The sequence below is a fragment of the Bradyrhizobium sp. Arg816 genome (genome assembly GCF_029989365.1).
Classification (GTDB): Bacteria; Pseudomonadota; Alphaproteobacteria; order Rhizobiales; family Xanthobacteraceae; genus Bradyrhizobium.
The window spans coordinates 99,626-126,046 of sequence record NZ_JAPRAQ010000017.1 but is presented as its reverse complement, the minus strand read 5'-3'; the positions used below and the strand labels follow the sequence as shown (position 1 = coordinate 126,046).

At 60.3% G+C, this 26,421-nt stretch carries 19 protein-coding genes, 1 tRNA gene and 1 pseudogene; 8 read left to right on the top strand and 13 right to left on the bottom strand.

Going from position 1 to position 26,421, the window contains the following annotated elements; all coding sequences use genetic code 11:
• The first annotated feature begins 187 nt into the window (after positions 1–187).
• A tRNA-OTHER gene (locus OWC48_RS32225) sits at positions 188–276 on the top strand.
• Between the two features lie 513 nt (positions 277–789).
• On the opposite strand, the gene OWC48_RS32220 is transcribed toward OWC48_RS32225, so the two are convergent.
• From OWC48_RS32220 to OWC48_RS32180, 9 genes are all read right to left on the bottom strand, one after another.
• Positions 790–3,447 carry an MGH1-like glycoside hydrolase domain-containing protein gene (locus OWC48_RS32220; RefSeq protein WP_282523590.1) on the bottom strand — a complete coding sequence of 886 codons (2,658 nt, stop codon included), beginning with the start codon at positions 3,445–3,447 and terminating at the stop codon, positions 790–792.
• Position 3,448: 1 nt separating this feature from the next.
• Positions 3,449–5,515, bottom strand: a complete 2,067-nt coding sequence (tkt, locus tag OWC48_RS32215; protein ID WP_282523589.1) for a transketolase — start codon at positions 5,513–5,515, stop codon at positions 3,449–3,451.
• 77 nt (positions 5,516–5,592) lie between these two features.
• Positions 5,593–6,966, bottom strand: coding sequence for a glucose-6-phosphate dehydrogenase (gene zwf / locus OWC48_RS32210; RefSeq protein ID WP_282523620.1), 1,374 nt, complete (start codon positions 6,964–6,966; stop codon positions 5,593–5,595).
• A gap of 15 nt (positions 6,967–6,981) precedes the next feature.
• Positions 6,982–8,001, bottom strand: a complete 1,020-nt coding sequence (gene gnd / locus OWC48_RS32205; RefSeq protein ID WP_282523588.1) for a phosphogluconate dehydrogenase (NAD(+)-dependent, decarboxylating) — start codon at positions 7,999–8,001, stop codon at positions 6,982–6,984.
• A 75-nt stretch (positions 8,002–8,076) separates the two neighbouring features.
• Complete coding sequence (pgi, locus tag OWC48_RS32200; RefSeq protein ID WP_282523587.1) at positions 8,077–9,723, bottom strand: glucose-6-phosphate isomerase; 1,647 nt, start codon at positions 9,721–9,723, stop codon at positions 8,077–8,079.
• On the bottom strand, positions 9,723–10,442 hold the full coding sequence (locus tag OWC48_RS32195; RefSeq protein ID WP_282523586.1) for an ROK family protein: 720 nt from the start codon (positions 10,440–10,442) through the stop codon (positions 9,723–9,725). Before OWC48_RS32195 ends, pgi begins: the two co-directional genes overlap by 1 nt.
• Before the next feature lie 25 nt (positions 10,443–10,467).
• Entirely contained in the window at positions 10,468–11,553 is a 1,086-nt protein-coding gene (gene tal / locus OWC48_RS32190) for a transaldolase (protein WP_282523585.1), read from the bottom strand.
• Positions 11,550–12,248, bottom strand: a complete 699-nt coding sequence (locus tag OWC48_RS32185) for an HAD family hydrolase (protein ID WP_282523584.1) — start codon at positions 12,246–12,248, stop codon at positions 11,550–11,552. The genes tal and OWC48_RS32185 overlap by 4 nt, the downstream gene beginning before the upstream one ends.
• Positions 12,249–12,340: 92 nt before the next feature.
• Positions 12,341–12,961, bottom strand: coding sequence for a histidine phosphatase family protein (locus OWC48_RS32180; RefSeq protein ID WP_282523583.1), 621 nt, complete (start codon positions 12,959–12,961; stop codon positions 12,341–12,343).
• A 326-nt stretch (positions 12,962–13,287) separates the two neighbouring features.
• On the opposite strand from OWC48_RS32180, the gene OWC48_RS32175 reads away from it, so the two are divergent.
• The 5 genes and pseudogenes from OWC48_RS32175 to clcA all read left to right on the top strand — a co-directional run bounded on the left by OWC48_RS32175 (position 13,288) and on the right by clcA (position 18,529).
• Positions 13,288–15,108 carry a glycoside hydrolase family 15 protein gene (locus tag OWC48_RS32175; protein WP_282523582.1) on the top strand — a complete coding sequence of 607 codons (1,821 nt, stop codon included), beginning with the start codon at positions 13,288–13,290 and terminating at the stop codon, positions 15,106–15,108.
• A 14-nt stretch (positions 15,109–15,122) separates the two neighbouring features.
• The gene (locus OWC48_RS32170) at positions 15,123–15,587 is read left to right on the top strand and encodes a HEAT repeat domain-containing protein (protein ID WP_282523581.1); all 465 of its coding nucleotides are present in this window, start codon (positions 15,123–15,125) and stop codon (positions 15,585–15,587) included.
• A gap of 510 nt (positions 15,588–16,097) precedes the next feature.
• Complete coding sequence (locus tag OWC48_RS32165) at positions 16,098–16,442, top strand: hypothetical protein (RefSeq protein ID WP_282523580.1); 345 nt, start codon at positions 16,098–16,100, stop codon at positions 16,440–16,442.
• A gap of 534 nt (positions 16,443–16,976) precedes the next feature.
• Positions 16,977–17,204: pseudogene (locus tag OWC48_RS32160) on the top strand (aminotransferase class I/II-fold pyridoxal phosphate-dependent enzyme); the annotation flags it as partial.
• Positions 17,201–18,529 (top strand): H(+)/Cl(-) exchange transporter ClcA, encoded by a 1,329-nt coding sequence (gene clcA / locus OWC48_RS32155; protein ID WP_282523579.1) that lies wholly within the window; start codon positions 17,201–17,203, stop codon positions 18,527–18,529. The pseudogene OWC48_RS32160 and the gene clcA, both read left to right, overlap by 4 nt.
• A gap of 247 nt (positions 18,530–18,776) precedes the next feature.
• On the opposite strand, the gene OWC48_RS32150 is transcribed toward clcA, so the two are convergent.
• Entirely contained in the window at positions 18,777–20,573 is a 1,797-nt protein-coding gene (locus tag OWC48_RS32150) for an NAD(P)/FAD-dependent oxidoreductase (RefSeq protein ID WP_282523578.1), read from the bottom strand.
• Between the two features lie 483 nt (positions 20,574–21,056).
• Positions 21,057–22,085, bottom strand: a complete 1,029-nt coding sequence (locus tag OWC48_RS32145) for a hypothetical protein (RefSeq protein ID WP_282523577.1) — start codon at positions 22,083–22,085, stop codon at positions 21,057–21,059.
• Between the two features lie 406 nt (positions 22,086–22,491).
• On the opposite strand from OWC48_RS32145, the gene OWC48_RS32140 reads away from it, so the two are divergent.
• Both OWC48_RS32140 and OWC48_RS32135 read left to right on the top strand, forming a co-directional pair.
• A complete protein-coding gene (locus OWC48_RS32140; protein ID WP_282523576.1) occupies positions 22,492–23,055 on the top strand; it encodes a hypothetical protein in 564 nt (187 codons plus the stop codon).
• A gap of 143 nt (positions 23,056–23,198) precedes the next feature.
• Positions 23,199–24,101, top strand: coding sequence for a hypothetical protein (locus OWC48_RS32135; RefSeq protein ID WP_282523575.1), 903 nt, complete (start codon positions 23,199–23,201; stop codon positions 24,099–24,101).
• A 124-nt stretch (positions 24,102–24,225) separates the two neighbouring features.
• On the opposite strand, the gene OWC48_RS32130 is transcribed toward OWC48_RS32135, so the two are convergent.
• Both OWC48_RS32130 and OWC48_RS32125 read right to left on the bottom strand, forming a co-directional pair.
• Positions 24,226–25,224, bottom strand: a complete 999-nt coding sequence (locus OWC48_RS32130; RefSeq protein ID WP_282523574.1) for a hypothetical protein — start codon at positions 25,222–25,224, stop codon at positions 24,226–24,228.
• A gap of 211 nt (positions 25,225–25,435) precedes the next feature.
• Positions 25,436–26,314, bottom strand: coding sequence for a hypothetical protein (locus tag OWC48_RS32125; protein WP_282523573.1), 879 nt, complete (start codon positions 26,312–26,314; stop codon positions 25,436–25,438).
• Between the last annotated feature and the right edge of the window lie 107 nt (positions 26,315–26,421).

Sequence of the window (26,421 nt, the reverse complement as noted above, 5' to 3'; positions counted from 1 at the left end):
CGAGGCCACGAAAACGATTGGAGATCAAACGTTGAGGGCGAGATCCGCCCGTTCGCGACGCAGTCGCCCAGCATTAAATGACAAGATTCCCCCGGGGACAAATGTCCCGACCGCTTCGGATAACGGCCAGTATAACGGTCGACTGTGATCGTGCGACGAATGCCCATTTTCGGCCGGACAAGCCCAGGGGTGCGACCGGCAAGTCATTGATTGCTCTCAACCCGTGGCCGACTCTTAATCAGGGGGTCCCAGGTTCGAGCCCTGGTGCGCCCACCAAATAAAAGGCCTTCTTCTTCAATAAATTGCGAGGAGGTCCGCCGAGAACGAAACGGGTCTCGTGCGACGTTTTTTGTGGTCGCACGTCGCCCGGCCGGATTGCTGGGCGACTTTTCCTTTCTTTCTTTATCTCCACCCCATTCGATACGGCGCGCTGATCCGATGGTACAGATCGATCACATGCTCATCGTAGAATAGGATATTAGGGCGAGCAAAACGGACAATCTGTTCTGCCCGTCGCCGCAGGGTACGGCTTGCTGCAGAACCAGAACCGGATTGTCGGTTCGGGGGTTCATGAGCAAAAACCTTAAGCTGCTCAACGCATCGCCGTCACAGTCTCGGTACAGCGCAAATAGCCATGGTCGTTGGGCATCGTGTGCGGTCGTGCTCATGTCCGTGGGATTACAGCGCGTACCGTATCCCTGTAATGCGCCAGCGAGGTTGGCTGGCTGCGACTCGTCACCTTGGATGCTATCATGCGCCAAGAAGCTGACGTATGCCTGCTGGCGTCCATTACTTCTGAGCACTTCGGAACCGCCGATTTGCCACCAGTGCGCCGGCCAGAGCCGTCCATCCGGTCTGATGCGAGGCGCCAAGTCCTTCGCCGGTATCGCCGTGAAAGTATTCGTAGAAGAGCAAAGAATCGCGCCATGCCCCATCGCGCTGGAAGCGTGAATCCGATCCCAGTGCTGGTCGCCGGCCGTCTGAGTCTCGGAGGAATAATCTGAGCAATCGGCGCTCGAGTTCTTCGGCCACTTGCTCGAGACTTGCTTGCCGACGCGATCCTGTAGGCAATTCAACCGTAAAGTCTTCGCCAAGGTTGGTATGAAGATGTCGTAGCGACTCGATCGCAAGAAAATTGAGCGGAAACCAAATCGGTCCGCGCCAGTTTGAATTGCCGCCGAACAGCCCTGTTCGAGATTCGCCAGGCTCATAGTCAAGACGGGCAACATGTCCATCCATGTTGACGATAAGTGGATGTTCGCGGTGGTAACGCGACAAGGATCGCAGCCCGTAAGACGACAAAAATTCTGATTCGTCGAGCATACACGCGAGAATCCGCTTCATGCGCGACTTGCCCACCAGCGAGATCAGCCGAGGGCGTTCATTGGTCGCAGGTGTGTGCAGGAATTCTGCAAGGCCAGGCTTGTTTTCGATGTACCAGCGCGCGCGCTTGCGGAACATCGGCAGTCGGTCCCACAGCGTCGCATCGAGCTGTACCGCCGCAAAGATTGGCAACAGTCCCACCATAGAACGTGCGCGCACCGTGAAAGTCGAGCCGTCGCGCTTGCGAAGCCGATCGTAGAAAAAGCCGTCTTTGTCATCCCACAGCTTGTTCATAGCGGTCGCGATTAAGGCGAAATGCTCGAAGAACTTTACCGCGACGTCCTCGTAGCTAGGCTGGTGGTTGGCAAGCAGGAGAGCCATCTCCAGCATGTTGAGACAGAACTTAGCCATCCAGGCGGTGCCATCCGACTGCTCCAGGACATCGCCATCAGGGTGCATTTGCGAGCGGTCGAACGGGCCGATGTTGTCGAGACCGAGAAAGCCGCCCTCGAATACGTTGTCGCCACACGCGTCCTCTCGATTTACCCACCAGGTGAAGTTGATCAGGAGCTTTTGAAACGCGCGAGCTAGAAAGTCGAAATCGGTGCCGCCATCGATCCGGAACACCGCAAGCGTGGCCCACGCCTGAACTGGCGGATTTACGTCTCCGAAATTCCATTCATACGCCGGCAACTGGCCGTTCGGGTGCATGTACCATTCGCGCGCCAGCAGCAGCATTTGATGCTTCGCTGCTGAGGGGTCGATGTGCGCCAGCACCACGCAATGGAAGGCGAGGTCCCAGGAGGCATACCATGGATACTCCCATTTGTCGGGCATGGCGATGATGTCGTGGTTGTTGAGATGGCGCCAGTCCGCGTTGCGACCAGACGCGCGAGCGTCGGGCGGACGTATGGTGTCGCCGTCGAGCCAGCGCGCGACGTCGTAGTGGTAGAACTGCTGGCTCCACAGCATGCCAGCGAACGCTTGTCGCATCACGGCGGCCTCATCGTCGCTCGCGCCGTCAGGGGTCAGCGCTGCATAGTACTCGTCTGCTTCGCGCCTACGCTCGGCATGGATTCGCTCGAAGTCTGCTCCGAGGTTCGCAGCCTGGTCGCGTCCATCACGTGCCAGGCGAAGCCTGAGCTCGACCGTTTCGCCGGCAGCGACTTTGAGGCGATACCAGCAGGCCATTTTTGTACCCCGCCTCGCAGGATTTACGGTCGCCGCACCGTGAACGACATGGTCGTTGATGCCGTCCTTCGGATAGGGCGTCTGCTCGGTGGTGACGCCATACAGGTATCGGGCATTGGTTTCGTTTTCACAGAACAGCAACGGCGGCGGCCTTCCGGCTGGGTCCGCCCCGGCAGTGAAGCGCCAGCGGCCCAGCAGTTCTTCTTCAGCGATCGCGCCGACGTTGCCGGTCTCAGTCGTCGCCTGGATAATCGGCCGCGCGATGCCAGCCTCCCAGGACCAACGGTTGCGGAACCACAGTGTCGGAAGCACCTGAAGCTCAGCTGCGTCGGATCCGGCGTTTCGAACGCTGATGCGCACGCATACGTCGTCGGGTGATGCTTTGGCGCAATCCGCCGTGATCTGCCAGTAACGATCCCCTTCGAAAACACCGGTATCCAGGAGTTCAAATTCGGGCTCGTCCTTGTTGCGCCTTGCGTTCTCCTGCCGAAGCAACGCGTAGGGAAACTCTAGCTGGGGATAGTGGTAACGCCAACGAAGCCACGAGCTGGTCGGTGTTGCGTCGATATACCACCAGCACTCTTTGGCGTCCTCGCCGTGATTTCCTTCTGGACCACCGAGACCGAAGATACGTTCCTTCAGGAAGGGGTCACGTCCATTCCAAAAGGAGAGAGCAAAACACAGGCGCTGCGATTGATCGCAAAGGCCGGCAAGACCGTCCTCGTTCCACCGATAGGCGCGCGAGCGCGCGTGTTCGTATGGGAAGTATTGCCAGACTTTGCCATCGGCACTGTAGTCTTCGCGCACGGTGCCCCAAGCCCGCTCACTAACGTAAGGCCCGATCGCTTTCCAGTCGCCGGGAGTATCGGGCGAGGAGTCGGCAAGCCTTGCATGCTCAGCCGAACGGGGGCGACGTTGCCCGACATCGTCCATGCTATGCGGCTTTCGAGGGTTGCAACAGCGCCTTAACCGTCGCGACGATATGATCGACGGTGAATCCGAACTCCTGCTGCAACGCCTTCAGCGGAGCGGAACCGCCAAATGTGTGCATGCCAATGATTCGGCCAGTTCTCCCGACGTACCGCTCCCAGCCGAATGTGGACGCCTGCTCGATCGCAACGCGGGCTGTGATCTCAGGTGGCAAGACGTCATCGCGGTATTCCTGGGTCTCGCGTTCGAAGACATCCCAGGACGGCATCGAGACCACGCGCGAACGGATACCATCGAAGCTAAGTCTCTCATGAGCGTCGGCCGCGAGACTCAACTCGCTGCCGGTGGCAATCAAGATGATGTCTGGCGTGCCCTGAGGGGGGTCGGCAAGCACATAGGCGCCTCGCGCCACCCCGGATGCCGATGCATACTTGCTGCGATCGAGGATCGGTAACGGTTGGCGAGACAGCGCCAGCAGGGCTGGCCGATGACGAAGCTGCATGACGTAGCGATAGGCCTCGACCACTTCGTTGGCATCACCCGGCCGGAACAGCGTCAGACCTGGCATTGCTCGCATTGAGGCGAGCTGCTCGATCGGCTGGTGCGTTGGGCCATCTTCGCCATCGCCCATCGCATCATGGGTGAAAACAAAAACGACCGGTAATTCCATCAGTGCAGCGAGTCGCATCGCGGGCCGAGCGTAATCGCTGAAGATCAGGAATGTCGCGCCGAACGGCCGCAATTTCGACAGTGCGAGACCGTTCAGGATTGCTGCCATCGCATGCTCGCGGATGCCGAAATGCAAATTCTTGCCACCCGGTGTGGCGGCCTGGACATCTCCTGCGCCTTCATAGGTCAAAAGCGTCTTGGTCGATGGACCCAGATCGGCCGAACCGCCGATTAACCAGGGAACGTTCTGCGCCAGAACATTCAAGACCTTTCCCGAAGCTTCACGACCCGCGACGCCCTTCGAATCCGCTTGGAATATCGGCAGGTTGCGGTCCCAACCTTCCGGAAGTATCCGTTGTTGCATCTGGTCGATCTCGGTTGCCAGTGCCGCATACTTCGCACGGTAACCAGCGAATAGGTCCTCCCATCTACGACGAGCCTCAGCGCCTCGCACGCCAACGCCGGCGGCAAAATGTTCGCGAACGCCGTCTGGCACGAGGAAATCTGAGTTTTCCGGCCAACCGTAGGCGCGCTTGGTGAGCTCGACTTCTTCAACACCGAGCGGTTCGCCATGTGCCGCAGCAGTATCGTGGCGGTGTGGCGAGCCATATCCGATGTGACTACTGAGTATCACCAGCGTCGGCCGGCCTTTCGTATCCCGGAACGTCGTCAAGGCCCGTTCGATGCCCGCGGTATCGTTGGCATCACTAACGTACAGGATGTTCCAGCCGTAGCCGGTGAAACGGACGGCTACATCTTCCGTGAAGGCCAGCCGTGTGCTGCCTTCTATCGTGATATGATTGTTGTCGTAGATCCAGCACAGGTTATCAAGGCCGAGGTGGCCGGCCAGCGACGCCGCTTCCGAGCTGATGCCTTCCATCAGGCAGCCGTCGCCGCATACGGCGTAAATATCGTAGTCGAAGATGGTAAAGTCCGGCTTGTTGTATCGCGCAGCGAGCCAGCGCTGCGCGATCGCCATACCGACGCTGGTCGCGATACCTTGTCCGAGCGGGCCGGTGGTGGTCTCGACGCCGGATACCAGATGGTATTCGGGATGTCCTGGCGCGTGACTCCCAAGCTGGCGAAAGCGGCGGATATCGTCGAGGGTAACAGCAGGCCTTCCCAACGTCTCGTAGTCGGCATTCACGGCCTGCGTGCGGGTAAGGTAAAGCACGGACCACAGCAGCATCGACGCGTGGCCGTTCGACAGCACGAAGCGGTCGCGACCGGGCCAGATCGGATCTTGCGGATCGAACTGCATGACTCGATTCCATAGCGTATAGACAAGTGGAGCAAGCGCCATCGGCGTGCCCGGATGGCCGGAGTTCGCGGCCTGAACTGCGTCAATCGACAGTGTGCGGATGGTGTTGATCGCGAGTTGGTCGAGTTCGGCGTCCGTCATGGCTGATTCCCTCCCGCGGGTGTCGATAACATGGCCGCTGGCGCGCCGTCAGCGATAGGCTGCCGCCATCGAGTGCGTCACACGACCGTTGGGTTGAGCCAGCCGCCCGGCGGTGTGACATTCTTGTCCACTTCGTGAGGCCCCCAGCTTCCTGCATGGTATTCGTAGACGGGTGTCGTCTTTCTCAAGACCGGATCGACAATCCGCCAGGCTTCTTCGACGTAGTCCTGTCGTGCAAACAGCGTCCGATCGCCGTTCATCGCGTCGCCGAGCACGCGTTCATATGCATCCATCTCCTCTGGGCCAGGGCGCCGGCTGGCCAGCAACTCGACAGGCTCCCCGATTTCTCGATCATCCTCATCCATCACCATCGTGCCGAGAGCAATGGCCATGTCGGGATTGATGCGAAACCGCAAGTAATTCGGTATCGCGGCGCTATGGGGGAATATCCGCGGCGCCTCACGAAGGCGTACGATTACCTCCGTGCAAGTCACGGGAAGCAATTTTCCGGCTCGGATGTAAAATGGCACTCCCTGCCAGCGCCAGGAGTCGATCTCCAGCCGGAGCGCGGCGAACGTCTCCACCTGCGACTCCGGAGCAACGCCTGGCTCCTGCCGGTAGCCGCGAAACTGTCCGCGCACCAATTCGTTCTCAGCGATCGGCGGAATCGACCTCAGAACCTTGGCTTTCTCGTCACGCAGCGATTCGCTGTCGGATCGGGCCGGCGGCTCCATCGCGAGATTCGCCAACACCTGAAACAGATGATTTTGGATAACGTCGCGAATTGTGCCGGTTTGGTCATAGAAGGCGCCGCGACCCTGCACGCCGAAATTCTCCGCCATCGTGATCTGCACGCTGCTCACGAACTTGCGGTCCCAGAACGACTCCAGGAAGGCGTTTGCGAAGCGAAAGAAGACCATGTTGTGAACAGGTCGTTTTCCGAGATAGTGGTCGATGCGGAAGATGTGATCTTCGTCGAACCTGGCGAGCAGGATCCTGTTGAGGTTCCGTGCGGAGGCGAGATCATGCCCGAATGGCTTCTCCACAATGACACGCGCGCCGTTTGTGCAATTGGCAGTGTCGAGATGCTCCACTACGGTTGCAAACAAGGCGGGTGGGATCGCCAAATAATGTGCCGGCCGCTGCGCCGAACCGAGCTGCTTGCGAAGGGCGTCGAACGTAGTGGGATCGGCATAGTCGCCGTCTACGTAACGTAAAAGACCGGCTAGCTTGTCAAACGCAGCGGCGTCGAGGCCGCCGTGCTTTTCGAGGCTATCTCGTACTCGGGCCTTGAGCTGGTCGAGGGTCCAGCCGGCCTTCGCGACGCCGATGACGGGCACATCGAGGTGGCCCCGCTTCAGCATGGCTTGCAGCGACGGAAAAATCTTCTTGTAGGCAAGATCGCCGGTTGCGCCGAAAAATACCAATGCGTCGGATCTGGGTTCGCTCAAGGCCATCTGGGTCTCTCACTGGCTGCCTTTTTCCAAGTGTCCACCGAACTCGTAGCGCATCGCCGAAAGCAGCCTGTTCTGGAAATCGGCCTCGCCGCGAGAACTGAAGCGTTCGTAAAGCGCCGTCGTCAGAACCGGGGCGGGCACTGCCTCGTCGATCGCTGCTGCGATGGTCCAGCGTCCTTCGCCGGAGTCGGATACGCGCCCAGCGAATTTGGAAAGCGCCGGATCTTCCAGCAATGCCGTTGCCGTCAAGTCTAGAAGCCACGACGCGACCACGCTGCCGCGCCGCCACACTTCTGCGATTTCGGGCAGATTCAGGTCATACTGGTAGTGCTCGGGAACGCGAAGCGGCGTTGTTTCGGCGTCCGCCGCGTGCGTCTGCTTGCCAATGTTCGCGGCGCGCAGGATACCAAGCCCCTCGGCATACGCCGCCATCAGCCCGTACTCGATACCGTTATGGACCATCTTGACGAAATGACCGGCTCCGCTCTGCCCGCAGTGGAGATAGCCATGCTCGCAGGTGCCGGCGGCGGCGTGCTCTCGTCCCGGCGTGCGCGGGATTTCGCCGACGCCCGGAGCAAGCGTCTTGAAGACCGGATCCAGCCGCTGCACTGCCTGGTCAGGACCACCGATCATCATGCAGTAGCCGCGCTCGAGACCCCACACACCGCCACTGGTGCCGACATCTACATAATTAATGCCCTTCTGAGCCAGTTCCTTGGAGCGCCTGATGTCATCGATGTAGTACGAGTTGCCGCCGTCGATCAGAATGTCGCCGGCTTCAAGCAGCGGCAGCAGATCGCGGATCGATGTATCCACGACGGCCGCAGGAACCATCAACCAGATCGCGCGCGGCTTTTCGAGCTTCTTCGCGAAATCCTTCAGCGAGGAGCTTCCTGTCGCGTTGTCTTTCACCAGTTCCGCAACGGCATTCGGCGACATGTCGAAGACGACACATTGGTGACCATGCCGGACAAGTCTTCGCACCATATTGGCGCCCATTCGGCCGAGGCCGATCATTCCGAGTTGCATGAGTGGCTCCTGTTTTTAAGCTGCGGCGTTATTATCTCCCCGTGCGCTGGTAACCTGGCGTTTCGAAATCAGTGTCTAGTGCAACCTGTCCCTGAACCTGCGATGTCGGCGGATCAAGGCGTTGGTCGAGCTGTCGTGGGCGTATTTGGGTTCGGCTTCGTTGGTCAGTTCGGGGATGATGCGTTGCGCCAGCACCTTGCCGAGTTCGACACCCCATTGGTCGAATGAATCGACTTGCCAAATTGCGCCTTGAGTGAAGACGTTGTGCTCGTACAGTGCGACGAGTTTGCCCAGCGCCGCGGGTGTCAGCTGTTCCATCAGTATCGTATTGGACGGTCGGTTTCCCTCGAATACGCGATGCGGAACGAGCCAATCGGCCGATCCCTCTGCGCTTACTTCGTCAGGTGTCTTGCCAAACGCTAACGCTTCGCCCTGCGCGAAGACGTTCGCGAGCAACATGTCGTGCTGTTGTCCAAGTCGGTTGAGTGTCTTGTGAAAGGCGATGAAGTCGCAGGGAATGAGACGGGTGCCCTGATGGATGAGCTGGTAGAACGAGTGCTGACCGTTGGTCCCGGGCTCACCCCAATAGATCGGACCGGTGTCGTAGGTGAGAGGATTACCATCGAGCGTGACGTGCTTGCCGTTACTCTCCATCGTTAGCTGCTGGAGGTATGCCGGGAACCGTTTCAGGTACTGCTCATAAGGTAGCACCGCTACGGTCGGCGCGCCGAAGAAATTATTATTCCAGATGGCAAGCAGCCCCATTAGTACCGGCATGTTGCGCTCGAAGGGCGCGGTGCGGAAATGCTCGTCAATTTCATGGAAGCCGCCGAGCATGGCGCGAAAGTTGTCGGGACCGATAGCAAGCATCGTCGAAAGTCCGATCGCCGAATCCATGGAGTATCGACCGCCAACCCAGTCCCAGAAGCCAAACATGTTGGCGGTGTCGATGCCGAACTTCGTCACTTCTTTCGTATTTGTCGACACCGCGACGAAATGCTTCGCGACCGCCTCCTCGTCGCCCCCAAGCCCCGCGAGCGACCAGTTGCGCGCGCTCCCGGCGTTGGTCATGGTCTCGAGGGTTGTGAAGGTCTTGGAAGAGATAACGAAGAGCGTCTCCGCTGGATCGAGATCGCGGGTCGTTTCCGCAAAATCGGTGCCGTCCACGTTGGAGACGAACCGGAACGTCATGGCGCGATCGCTGTAATGCTTGAGCGCCTCGTAGGCCATCACCGGCCCCAGATCGGAGCCGCCGATGCCGATGTTGACGATGTTACGGATTGGCTTTCCGGTGTGGCCGCGCCACGCACCGCCGCGTACGCGATTGGAAAAATCGGCCATGCGGTCGAGCACCGAATGGACCTCGGGCACAACGTCCTCGCCGTCGGCCGGGATCGATTGCCCCTTCGGCGCGCGGAGCGCGACATGCAGGACGGCCCGCTTTTCGGAAACGTTGATCTTCTCGCCTGCGAACATCGCATCGATCCGCGCGCGGAGCCCGGACTGTTGGGCCAGTTCCAACAGCAGAGCCAGCGTTTCGCCGGTAATGCGGTGCTTCGAGTAGTCGAGGTAGAGTCCGGCTGCTTCGACCGTCAGGCGCTCGCCGCGTTTGGGGTCTTGAGCAAAGAGCTCGCGCAGATGCAAGCGATCGATCTTCTGAAAATGGGCGGACAAGGCCTTCCAGGCTGGAAGCTCGGTGACCGTTTTCGTGGTAGTTGCCATTATCGCTCCTTTTGACGCGCCATGGCGGCTTGCGCAGTCTGTTTGCGCGAGCGAGTGATCGTTCCCTTCGGCGGACCTTCCCACATCCTGAAGCCGCCCTTGAACGCGTTGGCATTATCGCCAAGACGGCATAGTGGTGGCAGTGTTTTCAACTTTGTCGCGTTGCCGCCGCCCAACACGACGTCCTCGGGTTGGAGAGCCGCAACCAAAGATTCAACGACATCTTCGACGTGCTTCCGCCATGCTTTCCTGCCAAATTCCTCCAGCGCGCGGGCGCCGACATAGTCTTCGTAGGTCCGCTTCTTGTAGGCTAAGTGCGCAAGCTCCATCGGCTCCACGATGCCATCGACGATCATCGCCGAGCCGAGTCCCGTCCCGAGCCCGAGAAACAGCATTTTGCCGCCCCGGTAGCTGCCGAGCGCCTGCATCGCCGCATCGTTGATGACTTTCGTCGGCAGTTTGAATGCCGCAGCGAAGTTGAAGCCCATCCAGCCCTTTCCCAGATTGTGAGGTTCCGCCATAGGCCGGTCATGCACAACCGGGCCGGGATAGCCAATCGAGACGAGGTCATACTCCCAGCCATCGGCCAGCTTTTTCACGCTCGATACCATCTGCCGGGCCGTTAGGGTCGGCCCGGAGTCAATTTCTCGTTTAACTTTTTCGCCGGAGGCAAGGATCTTGACGTGGGTGCCGCCCACGTCAACGACCAGTATGTTCATGGAAGACCTTTGTCTCGATTGGAATTTAGCTTGCCTTCTTGAGCACCTCGGTCTTGGCGGAGATGACACTCATCAGCTCATTCCAGGATTTGACAAACGATTTGGCGCCCTCATCCTGCAATGTCGCTGCTAGCGCTTCGATGTCGACGCCGGCCTTCGCGAATTGCGAGAGTACGACTTCGGAATCGCCGCCGTCGGACGACAAAATCTCTCCAATTTCGCCGTGATCGGCCACGGCCTTCACCGTGCTTTCCGGCATGGTGTTCACCGTAAGCGGCGCGGCCAACGCCTTGATGTATAAAACGTCAGACGCTGCAGGGTCCTTGGTTCCTGTGCTCGCCCATAACAGGCGCTGTGGCCGCCCACCCTCGTTGTAGATGCGCCGCGAACGGGCCGAGGAGAGCAACTCGCAAGCCGACTTGTAGGTTCGTTTCGCGATTGCAATACCAAGTTGATTGCGCAATTGGGCGGGCACTTCTTTCGCTACGGCGGCATCCCAGCGGCTGACGAAGACCGACGCAACGGATCCAACATTTGGACTTAGACCGGCCGCAATCCGACGCTCGATGCCGCGCAGGTATGCCTCGGCGGCAGCGAGATAGTGCTCCCGGCTGAACAAAAGCGTCACATTCACGGGCACGCCGGCAAAGATCGACTCTTCGATGGCGGGCAACCCTTCTCGTGTACCGGGTATCTTGATGAAGAGGTTGGGGCGTTTCGCCTGCGCATGCAACTCCTTAGCCGCCGCGATTGTGCTGGCCGTGTCATGCGTGAGAAGTGGCGAGACCTCGAGCGAGACCCACCCGTCTACACCGTTGGTGCGGTCCCAAATCGGGCGGAACAGGTCTGCTGCCTGGACAAGATCTTCGATTGCGAGCTCGAAGAATAGCGTCTCGCCCGACTTTCCCTCGGTGAGCTTGCTGCGGATCGCTGAATCATAGTGAGAGCTGTTCTTGATCGCTTGGTCGAAGATTGTCGGGTTCGATGTGAGTCCCGTCAGCGAGAAGTCGGCGATGTAGCGCCTCAAAGTGCCGCTGGTCAGCAGGTCGCGGCTGATGTTGTCGAGCCAAACGCTCTGTCCGAGTTCATGGAGCTTTTGCGTTGCATTCATCGTTTCACCTCCGCAGCTTCGAGCGGTGGGGCTGCCGCAAGCAGGCGACCCAGATCGTAGTCGAGTAGGTCTCCGATCCGGTCCACAGTCACGTCGGGTGTGGCGAAGGAGGACAGGGCGTTCACGTCGTGTGCGTATTGTCCTTGTCGGGGAAGAACGGTGGTGACGCGGTTGCCCCAGGCCTCCTTGACCGCGGCAAGGATACGCGGCTTGTCATCAACCAGAACGTAGTGCAGCGCCGGATAGCGGGCCTCGACATCATCGAGCGCGAGTTCCTTGTGGATGTAGATCAGCACGTGTGAGTTGACTGCCTCCGAAAGTCCCGAGCGCTCAACCTTGCGGGGTTGAAAGACGACGTCGCCATCGGTGAGAAGGACGGTTGGGCCCCACTGACGTAGTCGTTCGAGCACATCCAGGGACCCCGGATACAAACGGTTGGCGAACGGGTAATCGACCAGGAATGACGACATGGACAATAGGTGCATGTCCTGCGGGTGTTCGACACGGTACCGCTGGAGTGCACCGAGATAGTCTCGATACCCCAGTTCTTGGAACAGCTCCTCCAGAATTGCCCAGTACCGATCGCGACAAGGGGCACCGTACCGGCGCTCGAGGTAGGCTTTGATGTCGGCCTGGATGCGGTCGTTATCGAGAAGTGTATTGTCGACATCGACCAGAAAGACGACCTGGTTCATCGGCCTTACCCTTACGCAACTCTCTGCGATATGCTCATCGTACGCGCGTAACACGCACGGACATTTCAAGACTATGTTACTCCGACTAGCGCTCAGTGCGCGAAGCTCGGTGCGAACCGACCTTCGACGTGCCCGATGTCATTCCACAGCCGGATCGCTGGTTCTGACTGATCGTGTTCGTACCCGAGCATGCTCAGGCTTGCAGTGTCGAGTGTGAAGAGTCGTCCGGCCTCCGCATCGAGGCCTAACCAGCGTGCCGCCAGAACCCGGAGAAAATGCCCGCTCGAAAACAACAACACGTTACCTGGGATGTTGCGAACGCGCTCCACGATGCGATCGGCCCGGGCACCGACTTGATTCGGTGCTTCTCCTCCCGGACAGCCGTCGCGAAACAATTGCCAGCCCGGACGTTCTTCATGGATCTCGGTTGTGCGACGCCCCTCGTACTGGCCGTAATTCCATTCCAGCAGATCGCGGTCGGGTTCCGCTTCGACGCTGAAGCCAGCCAGCTCGCATGTCTGGACCGCTCGCTTCAGGGGGCTCGTGAACACTTTTGCGAAAGTGAAGCCTAGCAACCGCGCGCGCAAACTTTGCGCATTGAGTTCGCCGCGCTCGGTGAGAGGCAAATCTGTGAGGCCAGTATGCTGGCCCGAGAGGCTCCACGCCGTCTCGCCATGCCTTGCAAGGCAAATGATCGGAAGGACGGCGTTCATGGTCTCGCCCCTTCAGTCGAGGCTTTCGGTGCATAGCGTCGATGAACTCGGAACACTTCGTGGCTAAGCGATATCTATCGCGGGCATCGCAGCACGCCGCGCTGTGGCGGGATCGAAAGCGTAGTCCGACTTCTTCAACCAAGCAACGGCAAGCACTGTAGCGGTGGGAAATTTCGCGCGAACACGTGTGCGACAGCGGTGTTGACGTGTTCCTTGGTGTAAATGACCGGCCGCGGGCGAGATGAGCGAGGTTGCGAGCCAAAAGGTTGCATTGACGCTACGCCTATCTTGGGGCTCGATCAGCGTCGAGCGGAGGAGACGAGATCATGGGCTACAAGCCGATCGAATCCTACGGCGTCATCGGCGACCTGCACACCGTTGCCTTGGTTGGCATTGACGGGTCCATCGACTGGTGTTGCCTGCCGCACTTTGACTCGCCGAGCGTCTTCGCGGCAATTCTCGACGACCAGAAAGGAGGCTCATTCCGCATCGCCAGCCTCTACGAGGCGCAGTGCAAACAGATGTACATGCCTGACAGCAACGTCCTGGTGACGCGCTTTCTTAGCGACCAGGGCGTCGGTGAGGTCGTGGACTTCATGCCGATCCAAGGCGCGCGCGAGATCAGAAAGATCCACCAGATCGTCCGGGTAGTGCGGGCGGTGCGCGGGTCGGTCCGCTTCCGCCTCGACTGCCGGCCGGCCTTCGACTTCGCGCGCCGGCCCCACCAGGTCGTCCTGGAGGGCCGGGGAGCGATCTTCGAGGCACGAGGCATGAAAGTCTCGCTAGTCAGCCGCTTCCCGCTTGGTCGGCAGGGCGATGGCGTCGCTGCCGAGTTCGTCCTTAACCCCGGCGAGACGACCACGTTCATCCTCCGCCAGGTGGAGGAGACCAGCCAAGACAGCGTTCATGATGGGGTCCTGCTCGAGGCGCGGCTGGTCGGCACGGAGGCCCTGACGCAGACCCTGGCCTTTTGGCGGCAGTGGCTGAGGAAGTGCAACTATTCGGGTCGCTGGCGCGAGATGGTCCACCGCTCGGCGCTGGTGTTGAAGCTGCTGACGTTCGCGCCGACCGGCGCGATCGTGGCGGCGCCGACCTGCGGTCTGCCGGAAGAGATCGGCGGGGTGCGCAACTGGGACTATCGCTATACTTGGGTGCGCGACGCCGCCTTCACCAATTACGCCTTCCTACGCCTGGGGCTCACGTCGGAGGCGGAGCAGTTCATGGCCTGGTTGGGGCAGCGGGCCGTCGAGGGTGCCCGGGGCGACCCTTTGCAGACTATGTATCGTATCGACGGCGGGCGCGAACTGCCCGAGGAGATCCTCGGCCACCTCGATGGCTACCGCGGGTCGCGTCCAGTGCGAGTCGGCAACGCCGCTGCCGACCAGCTGCAGCTGGACATCTATGGCGAGCTGATGGATGCGGTCTACCTGTACGACAAGTACGGGACGCCGATCGCCTATGACTCCTGGCGTCACGTGCGCAAGATGCTGGACTGGGTGACGAGCAACTGGGAGCGAGCCGACGATGGCATCTGGGAGGTACGCGGTGGACAACAGCAGTTCGTGTACTCCAAGGTGCAGTGCTGGGTGGCGTTGGACCGAGCGATCCGCCTTGCGCAGAAGAGGAGTCTGCCGCTGGATCGCGCCCGCCTGGCTGCGGAGCGGGACCGCATCTACGAGACTATCATGACGCACGGCTGGAACACCGAGCGGCAGACGTTCGTGCAGCACTTCGCCACTGACGCGGTGGATGCGTCCAATCTGATCATGCCGCTCGTCTTCTTCCTGTCGCCGACCGACCCCCGCATGCGCGGGACGCTGGATCGGATCATGGCGGAGCTGGTTTCCGACAGCTTGGTACACCGCTACGAGATCGGCAGAGGAGCTGGCGACGGCCTGACCGGGAGCGAGGGGACGTTCAATATGTGTACGTTCTGGCTGGTGGAAGCGCTGGCCCGGGCGGGCCGCGCCGAGGAGGCCCGCTTCATCTTCGAGAAGATGCTGACCTACGCCAACCACCTCGGCCTGTACGCCGAGGAGACGGGTCCGCGTGGCGAAGCGCTGGGCAACTTCCCGCAGGCATTTACTCACATCGGGTTGATAAGCGCCGCGTTCAACCTGGACCGCCGGCTGGGCGTGGGACCTTGAGTGGGGGGCGGGCCATGAGCGCGCAGATCGCCTACCTAGGGACTTCCGTTCCAGACTGGGTGAGGCAGCTTTCGAGCAGCGATCCACTCCAGCGTCGCCTCGGTGCATATGCGCTGGGCGAGATCGGCCCGGCGGCAACCGAGGCTATGTCCGACCTCGCCGCTACCCTCCAGGACCCGGTTGCGTTCGTGCGCGTCTGGGCGGCGGCGGCCTCGGCCCGGGTGGTGCCGTCAGGTGGAGAGTCGATCACCGTCCTCGTCGCGGAGTTGGGCAACGAGCTTGCCTTCGTCCGCAGCCTGGCGGCCTGGCACCTCGGTCGCCTCGGTCCGGCCTTCCCGGGGATCGAACAAGCCCTCCACCCCCTCCGACAGCTAGCGGGCGATGAGGATCCGAGCGTGCGGGTGGAGGCCGCGCTAGCGCTGGGGATGCTCGAGGGGAAGGGCGCCCCGCCGCCGGAGCTGAAGTCCTTGTGCACTTGAGCCTCCGGCGGCATCGCCTTGCACGGATTTGTTCGATCTCTAGCAATACGATCTCGGCGTCAGTCACCGAGCCTCTCTCCGAAGTCGAAGGCTCTCGTCGCCGATAGCGGTCGCTCATTTTGACCACCTACTCCGGGACCATTTCTCGCCCGGCGAGGAATTGCGTGCGAACGGCGGCTTTTGACGAACTAGCAAGGGCTGCCCTTCGGTAGGAAAACAGGACTTCGGAAATAGTGGGTTTCGCGATGTAGCGGACCCCCGCTACCAAGCGTGACCCACTACCCTCAAAAGTGGGTTTCGGGCTGTAGCGGTCTCCCGCTACCAAATATTCAAGCGTTTACACCCTCAGCACAATTCTCTCAGGCGCGAGAACATGGCTCAAGCGCATGACGCATTGGGTGCAATCCGTCCTGATGGAGGATAAGTTGTTGACTTCCAAAATTACAACCGAGAACATCAGCCGAATTTATAATCTTCGAACTAGGACGTAAGCTGCGGGAGAACCTAAGGATGTCAGAACAAAAAGCAGCCCTGTATTTTCTTTTGGCATTGGTGGTTGTTGCGTTGCCGTTTCTGCTTACGCCTGCCGCATATCCGTTATCCACCAAAGTTGCTGCTTGTGGAGGGACGCTGGCCTTTATCGGAGTTCTCGCGATGTCTCGGAATGTTCTGAGAGTCGGACCTTTTGAATGGATAACGCGCGCCGTGTTTTCCCATTCAGAGGAATTCAGTGAGGCCGTCACGAAGGAGGAGCGGAGGGCTGGCATCGACGACCATGTTCTTGCGAATGTGATCGGTCCATGCCTAGTTGGCGTGGGGACCATGATCAATGGTTTCAGCGGATATTTCAGCTGAAGCAGAAAAGCAGGTGCGACGCTAACAGCGGCATTAGTGAGCAGCTCGTCGGAGCTTTCAACAATCATTCAAAGCAATTGGCCACCTGCAAATCCACTCGCAGTACGTTGGATGGGTGGTGCGCCTGCGGAGGCCATCGCGCTGTCGGACGAGACCTTGATGTGTTTCGCTTTGCTCTAACTCAACTCACGTATTAATTGAGCATTAGCGGCTTCGCTCGCCTCAGCATCAGGCCAGATCGTTCGATAGTGTATCTGTCCAATTTAGACCTGATTCCTCGCTGCTCGGCTATTCGGTCCAAGAGCGACTGTCCCCAGCGGATGATCCTAGTTTCCATCCCCACGGGCATGTCAAAAATCTGTAGCGTCGCAAATATTGCACCTATAGCGCCAGCTACACGGACGATTGCAGGAAATCGTTTTGGCGCCGCTTCGGCTCAAGGATGTGATCCGGATGATTTCCGACGCGTTGCAGTGCGCGCCGGATCGCGCCGGCCCCCTGTCTCGTCTGGTGCACGAGAAGACAGGCGGCAATCCGTTCTTCGCCAGCAATCCGGAGCAGTGCAAGGAAGCGAGCGATCTCCTGCTCGCCGAGCACGGCATCTATGTCCAGCCGATCAACTATCCGACCGTCCCGCCCGGTACCGAGCGGCTGCGCATTACGCCGACACCCTATCACGATGACAGACTGATTGACTCACTCGCGGAAGCGCTGGCAAAGATCATGCCTCGCGAAGGCCTCTGGATCATCGACCAGCCGTGAACCATAACCCTGACGACGACCGGCAAGTCGCAGACGAACGTCGCAGCCTGCTGGGGCTCGCGGCGATGGCCCTCATCATAGGAGCGGCGACCGGGTGTGTTGGGGCGATCTTCCGGCTTTTGCTCGCGCACGCCGATCGTCTGCGCGATGCGATGATCGCCTGGGCCCATGGCCACGCAATCTGGGGGTTCTTGACTGTCGTCGGCGCGTGTGGTGTCGCGACGCTGGTTGCCGCGTGGATGGTGCGGCAATTCTCGCCACACGCTTCGGGCAGCGGCATTCCGCATGTCGAGGCTGTTCTGCGCGAAGAGATCCCACCGGCTCCGTTTCGCCTGGTGCCAGTGAAATTCTTCGGCGGGATACTGGCGATCGGCTCCGGGCTGGCGCTGGGCCGTGAGGGGCCGACCGTCCAGATGGGCGCTGGTATCGCGGTTTTCGCTGCGCGCATCTGCCGGTTGTGTTGGGCGGACTCGCGCGTGCTTCTGGCGGCCGGCGCCGGCGCCGGCCTTGCAACGGCCTTCAATGCGCCGATTGCCGGGCTCGTGTTCGTGCTGGAGGAGCTGGTGCAGAGGTTCGAACACCGTGTTGCCATCGCCGCCCTTGCAGCACTGGCGACGGCGATCCCGGTCGCAAGGCTGCTTCTCGGTGACGCGCCTGACTTTCACGTCGGGCCGCTGAACTATCCGAGCGCTGTGTCCGCCCCGTTGTTCCTTATTCTGGGTGGCATCGCAGGCCTGCTGGCCGTCGCATACAATCGCACCCTGCTCGCGACCATCGCAGTTCGCGACCGATTTGGAGGGCTACCGATCGAGCTACGCGCCGGATTGATCGGCGCAAGCGTCGGCATGCTGGCCTGGTTCGCGCCCGAACTGGTTGGTGGCGGAGATCAGATCACGCAGCGGGCGCTGATCGGCCACGAGAGTGTGGGGATCCTGGGGGGCGCATTCTTGATCCGATTCGGGCTCGGCGCTTTCTCATACGCTGCCGGCACGCCCGGCGGCCTGTTCGCACCCTTGCTCGTGCTGGGAGCCCAGTCTGGGTTGCTGTTCGGGGCGGCTTGCCGTCTTGCATTCCCGGCGCTCTCTATCCAGCCGGAAGCATTTGCATTGGTGGGCATGGCCGCTCTCTTCACCGGCGTTGTGCGCGCGCCGGTGACCGGCATCGTTCTCGTCGCTGAAATGACCGGTAACGTGACGATGCTGCTGCCGATGCTGGGCGCTTGCTTCATGGCGATGCTCCTGCCCACGCTGCTGGGTAATGCGCCGATTTACGATTCCCTGCGTGAGCATACGCTGCGCTTGGAGCGGCAAATCAGACAGGGATGAGATCGGTGTCATCCACCCCAGCTTCGCCAGATGCGTGCAACGTTTTGGGCGTTCGACTTCCCGAGGTGGATACAAGTTCAATAACTACGATGAACAGCAATGTCCGATGTCGGCCCTTTCCGACGTGGCGGATCAAGTCAGCGATGTCGGCTCAACGAGACAAGGCGGACATTGCGTTGGCGAGTGCCGAGACCCGGAAATAGCATGGGGCTCGCAATCCGCGAGCCCCGCCGTGCACTCTGCAATTTCAGACCGTGTGATGGACAGTCTGCAGGCCGTAGACCGGCGTCGGAATGCTCTCGTAGCGCGCCTTCAACTGCAGGGAAAGGAATTGCGAGTAATGTCGCGACTGATGCAGATTGCCGCCGTGGAACCATAGGCCTTCCTGCTGCGTCGGCTTCCACATGTTGCGCTGCTCACCTTCCCATGGGCCGGGGTCCTTTGTCGTATTCGAGCCAAGGCCCCAGACCTTGCCGACTTTGCCGGCCATCTCCGGACTCACGAGATCGGCGACAAAGCCGTTCATCGAGCTGTAGCCGGTGGCATAGACGATCACGTCCGCTGGCAATTCCTTGCCGTTGTCGAGCCTGACGCCGTTGGGCGTGATTTCCTCGACCTGTCCAGCGAACAGTTTGATTTTGCCGTCGATGATAAGCTGTGAGGCGCCGACGTCGATATAATAGCCCGAGCCGCGGCGCAGATATTTCATGAATAGCCCGGAATCGTCGTCACCGAAGTCGAGCCTGAACCCGGCCTTTTCCAGCCCCGCATAGAAAGCGGCGTCATCCTGGCGGATCTTGTCGTAGACCGGCTTCTGAAACTGATTCAATATCCGGTAGGGCAGTGAAGCGAAGATCAGATCGGCCTTTGCCGTCGTCGTTCCGCCGCGGACGGCGCGTTCGGAATAAAGATCGCTGATACTTTCCATCAGCGAATCCGAGCGCACGATGTGGGTCGTCGAGCGCTGCACCATCGTTACGTCGATGCCGGCCTCGTACAGCGCAGCGCAGATGTCATGGGCCGAATTGTTCGAGCCGATCACCACCACCTTCTTGCCTTTGTAGCCGCCGGAGCCGGGATGGCGTGAGGAATGGTGCTGCTCGCCCTTGAACGTTTCCATGCCCTTGATTTTCGGCATGTTCGGCTTGGCCGACATGCCGGTCGCGAACACAAGCTGCCTGGGCCGCAGAGTAATCTCCTTGCCATCGCGTTCGACGATGACGGTCCATTCCTTCTTGGTATCGTCCCAACTGGCGCGTTTGGCCACGGTGTTCGTCCAGTAGTTCAGCTCCATGACCTTGGTGTACATTTCCAGCCAATCGCCGATCTTGTCCTTGGGCGAGAACACGGGCCAGTTCTTGGGGAAATCGATGTAGGGCAAGTGATCGTACCAGACGGGGTCGTGCAGGCAGAGCGACTTGTAGCGGTTGCGCCAGGAATCGCCGGCGCGTGCGTTCTTTTCGACGATGATCGTCGGCACACCGAGCTGGCGCAGCCGCGCCCCGAGCGCAATGCCGCCCTGTCCGCCGCCGATGACAAGCACGTAGGGCTGGGTCTTGAAGCCGAGTTGCTCGACTTCCTCGTCACGCAGTTCCTTCCAGGTCTTGGCGCCGGGATTGACGCCGTGCCTGGCGCCGAGCGGTCGGCTGAAGCCGGCCTTTTCCTCATGGGCCTTCAGTTCGGCCATGGTCGTCAAGAGTGTCCAGATCTGACCATTCTGCAGGCGGATGAGCCCATATCCGCGCGCGACATCGGTCTCGAACGTGATCCAAGATTCGGTCACGCCGCCGGCCTCGGTTGGCGTTTCACCCTCGGCGGCTTTCCAGTTGTGCGGCTTCACATGCGCGAGGCAATGCGCGAGCATGTCGCGGACTTGATCGCGGCCTTCCATGGTCTTGATGTTCCAGGTGAAGGCAACGAGGTCGCGCCAGTAGCATTCCGGAGCGAACATCCCTACGACGGCGTCGAGATCGCCCGCCGCAAGCGCGGCTTCAAACTTGTCGAGGAAAACCTGGACGCGCGCGCTAAGCGTGGTGTCGAGCATCACTTCCTCCCGGATGTCGTTTGCAATTTTTCTGCGCAGGCAGCGTAACCTTACCCCAACCATCGCGGGAATCCAGACTCGCGCGGCAGGGTTCCCGGTCGGCTTGAGCGCCTCTCAGCGCCCCGCCTGCAACAACGCCGCTTTGCCCACCGACGAGGGGCAGACCAAGAGTTCTGTTTGCTGCAGTGCATGCGACCGGAATTGGCCCAACTCGGACATAGCGCGAGGTGCGCCAACGGCGGGGCGCCCGGCGGCGCTTCGCGCGAACGCCGGGGTGATACTTGGCTACGTGATGCACGCCTTGTTGGCTGCGCTTGGCGTCGCCGCGCTGGCGGGCGTGGGGGAGGGCGATAGTTGTCTTGGCGAACCTGCGACGGTCTCGCCGCAGATCAAGTAGGCCAGCCGGGATATAAGTAATAAAGCGAGGGCAATTGATCGACTGACTATGTCTCATGCAAAACGGAGTCAGTCCGTCGACCGATGCTAGCCGGGGAAGTCGCGGAACTCCTTGACGAGATTAAACGGAATTTTCCATCCGGCGCCTCCCCCGCGCATCAGCATCTTGATGTCTTCCGCCCTGTTCTCTTTTCCGGTTTTCGGATCGGTCTCCAGCGTGTGGCCTTGGCTGTCCCAAGGTTTGCTCGCGCTCTTCGAGTAGTAGCCGAGAAAATGGCCGGATTCATGGGCAGAGGTGTTAGGCCCGCGTTGCGAGCCGATGAAGGCAAGGTCCAGCCCTCGAGCAAACGTGCCATTGGCGGGGCCGCCATTGGACCAAACCTTATCGACGCAGAAAATGGTTAGATGGGCGCCCTGAACTTTGTGTTTGACGAAGAAGCCCTTCAGTTTTTCGACGTCGATCACATCGGGAAAGGTCGCTAGGCTCGCATCCTTCATGCCAGTTGCATTGGCGATCTCTTGTTTGACGGCAGCCTGCGAGTCGTCGATGACCAGCCAGTCGCTTGGCACCCGCTCGAAGCGGATGTTGGCCTGCGGCCTCCATATATTGTTCATCGTCAGCAATTCATCTTGCTCGTTGCAGGGCTTCTTGGCGTGAAACGCCGGAGCGCCACCACTCCCCGGAACCATGACATTGCGGAACGCCACCTTGATCTTGATTTCTGGCAGCACGACGACATGGAGCTTGGCTTCGATCTTCCGGCCGGCCGACCGGGCCACCACCTCCAGGCCGGGAAAGCCGATCGGCTTAATCCGGCCATTGATTTCGAAAAACCGTGCATCGCCATTGAAGGTGGCGGGAAGTGATGCGGCCCTGAGCTGCGGATCGATATCGGGTTCGGAGAAGGTGTCTCGGGCTTGCATGACGCGCCTAAGGGTATCGGCGCCATCGATCTCCTTGATCCCGAGGGCATGGGCGTTAGGATCGACTTTGAGCTTTCTTCCGGGATCGATCAGCGCCACGATGTTGGAGCCGCCGAACGCCACCACCATGCCCGGCGGGCTGCGGCGCTCATCGATGCCGGAGCGGCGGAAAACCTCTTGGAAGGCGGCCATGTCTGGTTCTCCTGTCTTGGTTCGGTCCGTTAACGCGAAATTTTGCACACGGAAATGAGAGGCTTCTTCGGCGACGGGACCACAATCTGGCCGGCCCCCGCGGCGAGATGCAGAAAATTTCGGCGGCGAAGTTTCATGGCCGGTCCCTCCGCAACAATTGGGCACGGACGGCAGCAGGCGTAGCCTACCCCGCTTTCCGGAGAACGCGGAAGGCCCATCAATGTCCGCTAATGGCCTTAGCTGACCTCCTGCGCGATGCCCCGGGATGACTGTTGAGGGCGCCCGCAGCTCGCCTTTGAACTTCCCCGACCGCTCACGTCACTACTAGTCATAGCCGTGGTGGGAGCCGACGCTCCCTCCAGTGCGCAGCTTTCGGCAGGCCACGCCAGCAACGGGAGAAATTGCCATGGGACGCGCGCCGCAGCCACTGCCGCAATACACGCCGCCGGGCCCGGTGGAACAGATGCCGAATATGGCGACGCAACCGCAGTGCTCGCCGCTTGCCAAGGTTCACAGCGCCGCCGTCTTTCCCTACCTGGCCAATGAAGTCGCGACGTCCCGCACTGAGGTCGGCCATCTCGGTGTGGACGTCAGTCTGGTCCCGCCGGCCGGCACCTGCCAATATCTCATCATCTGGGATTTCGGCGTCGACTGGCGGCATCTCAAGACCATCGCCAAGCGCGATCCGCTGTTGGCAGCGCAGCTCATCCGATTCGAGACCGACAAGTCGTTGCAGTTCCAGATCGTCGGATACAGTGACAGCACCGGCGGCGAACGGAACAACATCTTCCTGCGCACGGGCCGGGCCAAGAACGTCTTTCACCTGTTCGGCCCAAGCGCCCGCTCGCGTGTCTTCTCTGTCAAGGCCGCTTCACACTACGAGTATCTGAAGGACAACACGACCGCGATGAACAGGGCCGCCAATCGCGCTGTGGTCGTCGAAATCTTCGCCGGCGGCGGGACGATCTAGCCACCTTCCCAACGCGAACGGAGGGTCGGGCGGCTCCTATCAGTGCAGTACAGCGTTTCAGCGCTTGCGAGACTTCCCCTGCCGTTTCTTTTGCCGGAGCCTAGCCGGACTACTATTGCTCGACCACGCAAGGAAGGTAGCTCATGCCACTGACCGAAGGCGACGTCCTGGACACACTCAGTGACTCGGTAGCGCTTGGCATCGAGTTCTACGTCGACAAGATCCATATCAAGGGCGAATACTTGACGACAGTTCGCGATCACATTCGTGCCGGCAATATATTGGTGAAGGGCGGCACTCAGGATCTCGCCTTCTACGATCAGGTTACGGATGTTCTGTTGACGCAGAAGAAGTCGCCGCCCGCAAATGATAGCGATCGGGCGCTGCTCCTGCATGAGTGCGTCCACGCCATGATCGACGTCTATGATCCTGACGGCGCTGTTACGCGCCACATGGGCGAACTGGCGGCCTACCTCACTCAAACCACATATAGCGTTCGCAAGAATCCGTCGTCTAACCGCAACGGCACCGCCCCCTGGGACAAATTCTGGGGCGACCTCTACGCCACGGTGCGCGCCAATAGGCTCGACACCAGCGCGGGCAACGGCGTCCGGATCCCGTCGGCGACGCTCGAAAATCTGCGCCGGCAACTCGCTGCGCTGCCTTTTGTGAACTATGGACATTTCACTAAAGAAGCGACGGGCGTATCGGATGGGCTGACCCGCAGGAACTTATTTCTGTCGAGCGATGAACCCGTGTCCATGCGGTCATCGAGCGTTTCCCACGAAACTTATGTTGATCCGAGCGATGACTATTTGATGCGCACCCTGATGGAGGCCTACGCGAGCGCCGATGTCAAAGGGTATGGCAGCCGCCTGCGCCGGCTACGTCGTGATTTTCTCTATTGCTCGCTGTCTCGCGCCCATGAGCTCCGGAAAAGGTTTTCGGTGCGGAAGCGTGGGGACCGGCTCTCCGAACTGTTTCACGATCGCCTGTCGCATGGCGGCCGCGCAATTCTTCTCCGTGTGCTTGCGCTGCGAAGCTGACCAGAGGCTGGACAAGTCGGAAAAATGCTCTTGAGAGGAAGAATGCGCTACCCCGCCGCGTCGAATTCTCGGCGTGTTGGTGCTCCAGTCAAGTAGACTCCCGACCACTTCCTTGCAGCGGGTTCTAGTCCAGGTGCCTTGCGCGCAGGTCTTGAAGGTCCTTTTTCAATGCCACCAGATCCAGCCCGCGAGGAAAAGTGAGGCGTCCAGAGCGGATCACGAGCCGGACGTACGGATAGCGGTCCTCGGCAAGCATCGGAGAACTGATTTTGTATTTGTGCCAATCTTCAACGATGTGTGCCTGTTGCTCGACGTTGTATGAGTCCCAGGAATCGCCCGGGGTGTACTCGTAGCCGGAACCGATTGTCTGCGCCCAGAAGGAGCGCGCCATCGTCCAGTTTGAATCGTTGAACGCCTGCCACACATGGGTCATTTCGTGCACGAAGAGGTCGCAAATGCGACCGAAGTTGTCGCACAAGAGGCCGAAGGTGGGGCTGGGCGATGCCAGGTTACTGAACGCGACATTGCCAAGATTGATGGCATACCGCATGCTCGGCACCATGGGATTGCTTCCCCTGAAGAACGGTCCATCGTTCGTCCACGGTCTTCCGCCTGCTCCCAGGCCATTGGTAATCGCAATTGTCTCCCACGGCGGCAGCGTCGGGCCAAAAACGGTGCGCGCGAAATCACGTTCGCTCACGTCCAGCACGCGCGCGAAGTCGGGTCGGCTTCCCTCACATTCCGGCGGGGTGGGAGCCGCTGGGGTGGGCGCAATCGGTGGAGTGGGCGCAATCGGCGGGGGAGGCGGCGTACCTGGCGGCAGATAGATGAATCCCCCTCGCCATCCACCTCTCCCGCCGGTCGTACCGGAGGAAAACGCAAAATTCTGCCGGTCTGGCGACATTGCGCGGCAGCCTACATACTCGGCCAGGTACCAGTTCACCTGCCGTGTGGCTTGTTGGAAATCGCGCTGCTTGACGAGCTTGATGCCCGGAAAATTGAACTCGATGAGGTCCCAGGGGTCGATGCCGATCCGCTTGGCGAGGGATATCCAGGTCTCGCCGGCCGTCACCGCATGCCGGATTCCCGCGGGCGGTACATAGCTTTCGACGACAGGCTTCAAGGGCCTTTCCTGGTTCGGCAATGTAAGACCTCCCCTACTGATTCCTGCGGAACTACGCGTTCTCGCCACCAATACTTATTCGTCGTCACTGCCTCGAGGCGGTTCGATGGTTCCATTCATTCGGACCACCAGCTGGTAGCGGCAAATCGAAGAGCCTCATTCGTAGGTAGGAGGGGTAGACACGGAGCAATGTGGAACGACGATATCCGCTTTAGCGCCGGCCTTTTGACTTCGAGCCGAGCAGGTCATGCGTGCCGCTGATGCTCACGGTTCCGGAGCACTCGAAACCGCCGAAAATTCCGCAGGAGCCGGTGACCGTAACGCGCAAGTCTTTGCGCTGGTACATGTCGACCGAAATGCCCACGCGCGAAAAGTCGTTCGCGCTGTTCGGCAGGATCAGATCGATGTGCTCTGCGGCCCATTGCGGTATATGCTTGTTGCTCTTCCAGAACAGCTCGTTGCCGGCGTGGTGCACGAAGTTCGGTCCGACCGTAAGCGCACTGTCCACGCCCTCGAACACGAAGCCCGTTTCGTCGATGTGCACGTTCACCCGATCAGGTGCTACGGCGAAATGCAGCGATGTGATGTCCTGGGGCTGCGGGTCCTTGCCGAATTGCGAGCTGTAGGCGTCGCTCCATTGTCCGCGATCGCGCCCGAGCCCGAAGCCGTGGCGCCCCGGGAGATCCCGCGTTGAGAGCGGCCTGTCCGACAGCTTTGGGCGCCAGATCTCCCGAAATCCCTTGCCGATCGTTGCCGCCATCGACAGATCGAGGGCCCAATGCGACGCTTTCTCCGGGCTTTGCCCTTCGGCGAAGGCGTCGAATCCGTCCGTCGTCTTGGCAATGCGCAGCTTCTTGATCAGCTCTTCCCAGTCCTTGGGCAGGAAGGTGACGCCGTCGAGCGTGGTCGTCGCGGCAGCGACACCATACTTCTCGAGCTGGTGCCGGATGTAGGGCTTCTCGTCATAAAGGCGTACATCCGGGTTGGGGCCGGCAAAATAATTCTTCAGATCGATCTGCGGCCGCAGCATGGTCAGTCGCGCCGCGATCTTCCGGTAAGTGTCGGTCGTCGTCGGATCGGTCGTCGTCATGGGGCGCACTCCGAGGCAATCCTCGCCCCAAATTGGTCTCGCCCGGACGGGTTTGGGTTCAATGCCGGCTCGTTCGATCAAGCTGCCGCCCGGCGCAAGTCATTCGA

Bases quoted from the DNA above. Each gene is read 5' to 3' on its own strand.
- OWC48_RS32220 (WP_282523590.1), bottom strand. From the start codon at position 3,447: ATGGACGATGTCGGGCAACGTCGCCCCCGTTCGGCTGAGCATGCAAGG.
- tkt (WP_282523589.1), bottom strand. From the start codon at position 5,515: ATGACGGACGCCGAACTCGACCAACTCGCGATCAACACCATCCGCACA.
- gnd (WP_282523588.1), bottom strand. From the start codon at position 8,001: ATGCAACTCGGAATGATCGGCCTCGGCCGAATGGGCGCCAATATGGTG.
- pgi (WP_282523587.1), bottom strand. From the start codon at position 9,723: ATGGCAACTACCACGAAAACGGTCACCGAGCTTCCAGCCTGGAAGGCC.
- OWC48_RS32195 (WP_282523586.1), bottom strand. From the start codon at position 10,442: ATGAACATACTGGTCGTTGACGTGGGCGGCACCCACGTCAAGATCCTT.
- tal (WP_282523585.1), bottom strand. From the start codon at position 11,553: ATGAATGCAACGCAAAAGCTCCATGAACTCGGACAGAGCGTTTGGCTC.
- OWC48_RS32185 (WP_282523584.1), bottom strand. From the start codon at position 12,248: ATGAACCAGGTCGTCTTTCTGGTCGATGTCGACAATACACTTCTCGAT.
- OWC48_RS32180 (WP_282523583.1), bottom strand. From the start codon at position 12,961: ATGAACGCCGTCCTTCCGATCATTTGCCTTGCAAGGCATGGCGAGACG.
- OWC48_RS32175 (WP_282523582.1), top strand. From the start codon at position 13,288: ATGGGCTACAAGCCGATCGAATCCTACGGCGTCATCGGCGACCTGCAC.
- OWC48_RS32170 (WP_282523581.1), top strand. From the start codon at position 15,123: ATGAGCGCGCAGATCGCCTACCTAGGGACTTCCGTTCCAGACTGGGTG.
- OWC48_RS32165 (WP_282523580.1), top strand. From the start codon at position 16,098: ATGTCAGAACAAAAAGCAGCCCTGTATTTTCTTTTGGCATTGGTGGTT.
- OWC48_RS32150 (WP_282523578.1), bottom strand. From the start codon at position 20,573: ATGCTCGACACCACGCTTAGCGCGCGCGTCCAGGTTTTCCTCGACAAG.
- OWC48_RS32145 (WP_282523577.1), bottom strand. From the start codon at position 22,085: ATGGCCGCCTTCCAAGAGGTTTTCCGCCGCTCCGGCATCGATGAGCGC.
- OWC48_RS32140 (WP_282523576.1), top strand. From the start codon at position 22,492: ATGGGACGCGCGCCGCAGCCACTGCCGCAATACACGCCGCCGGGCCCG.
- OWC48_RS32135 (WP_282523575.1), top strand. From the start codon at position 23,199: ATGCCACTGACCGAAGGCGACGTCCTGGACACACTCAGTGACTCGGTA.
- OWC48_RS32125 (WP_282523573.1), bottom strand. From the start codon at position 26,314: ATGACGACGACCGATCCGACGACGACCGACACTTACCGGAAGATCGCG.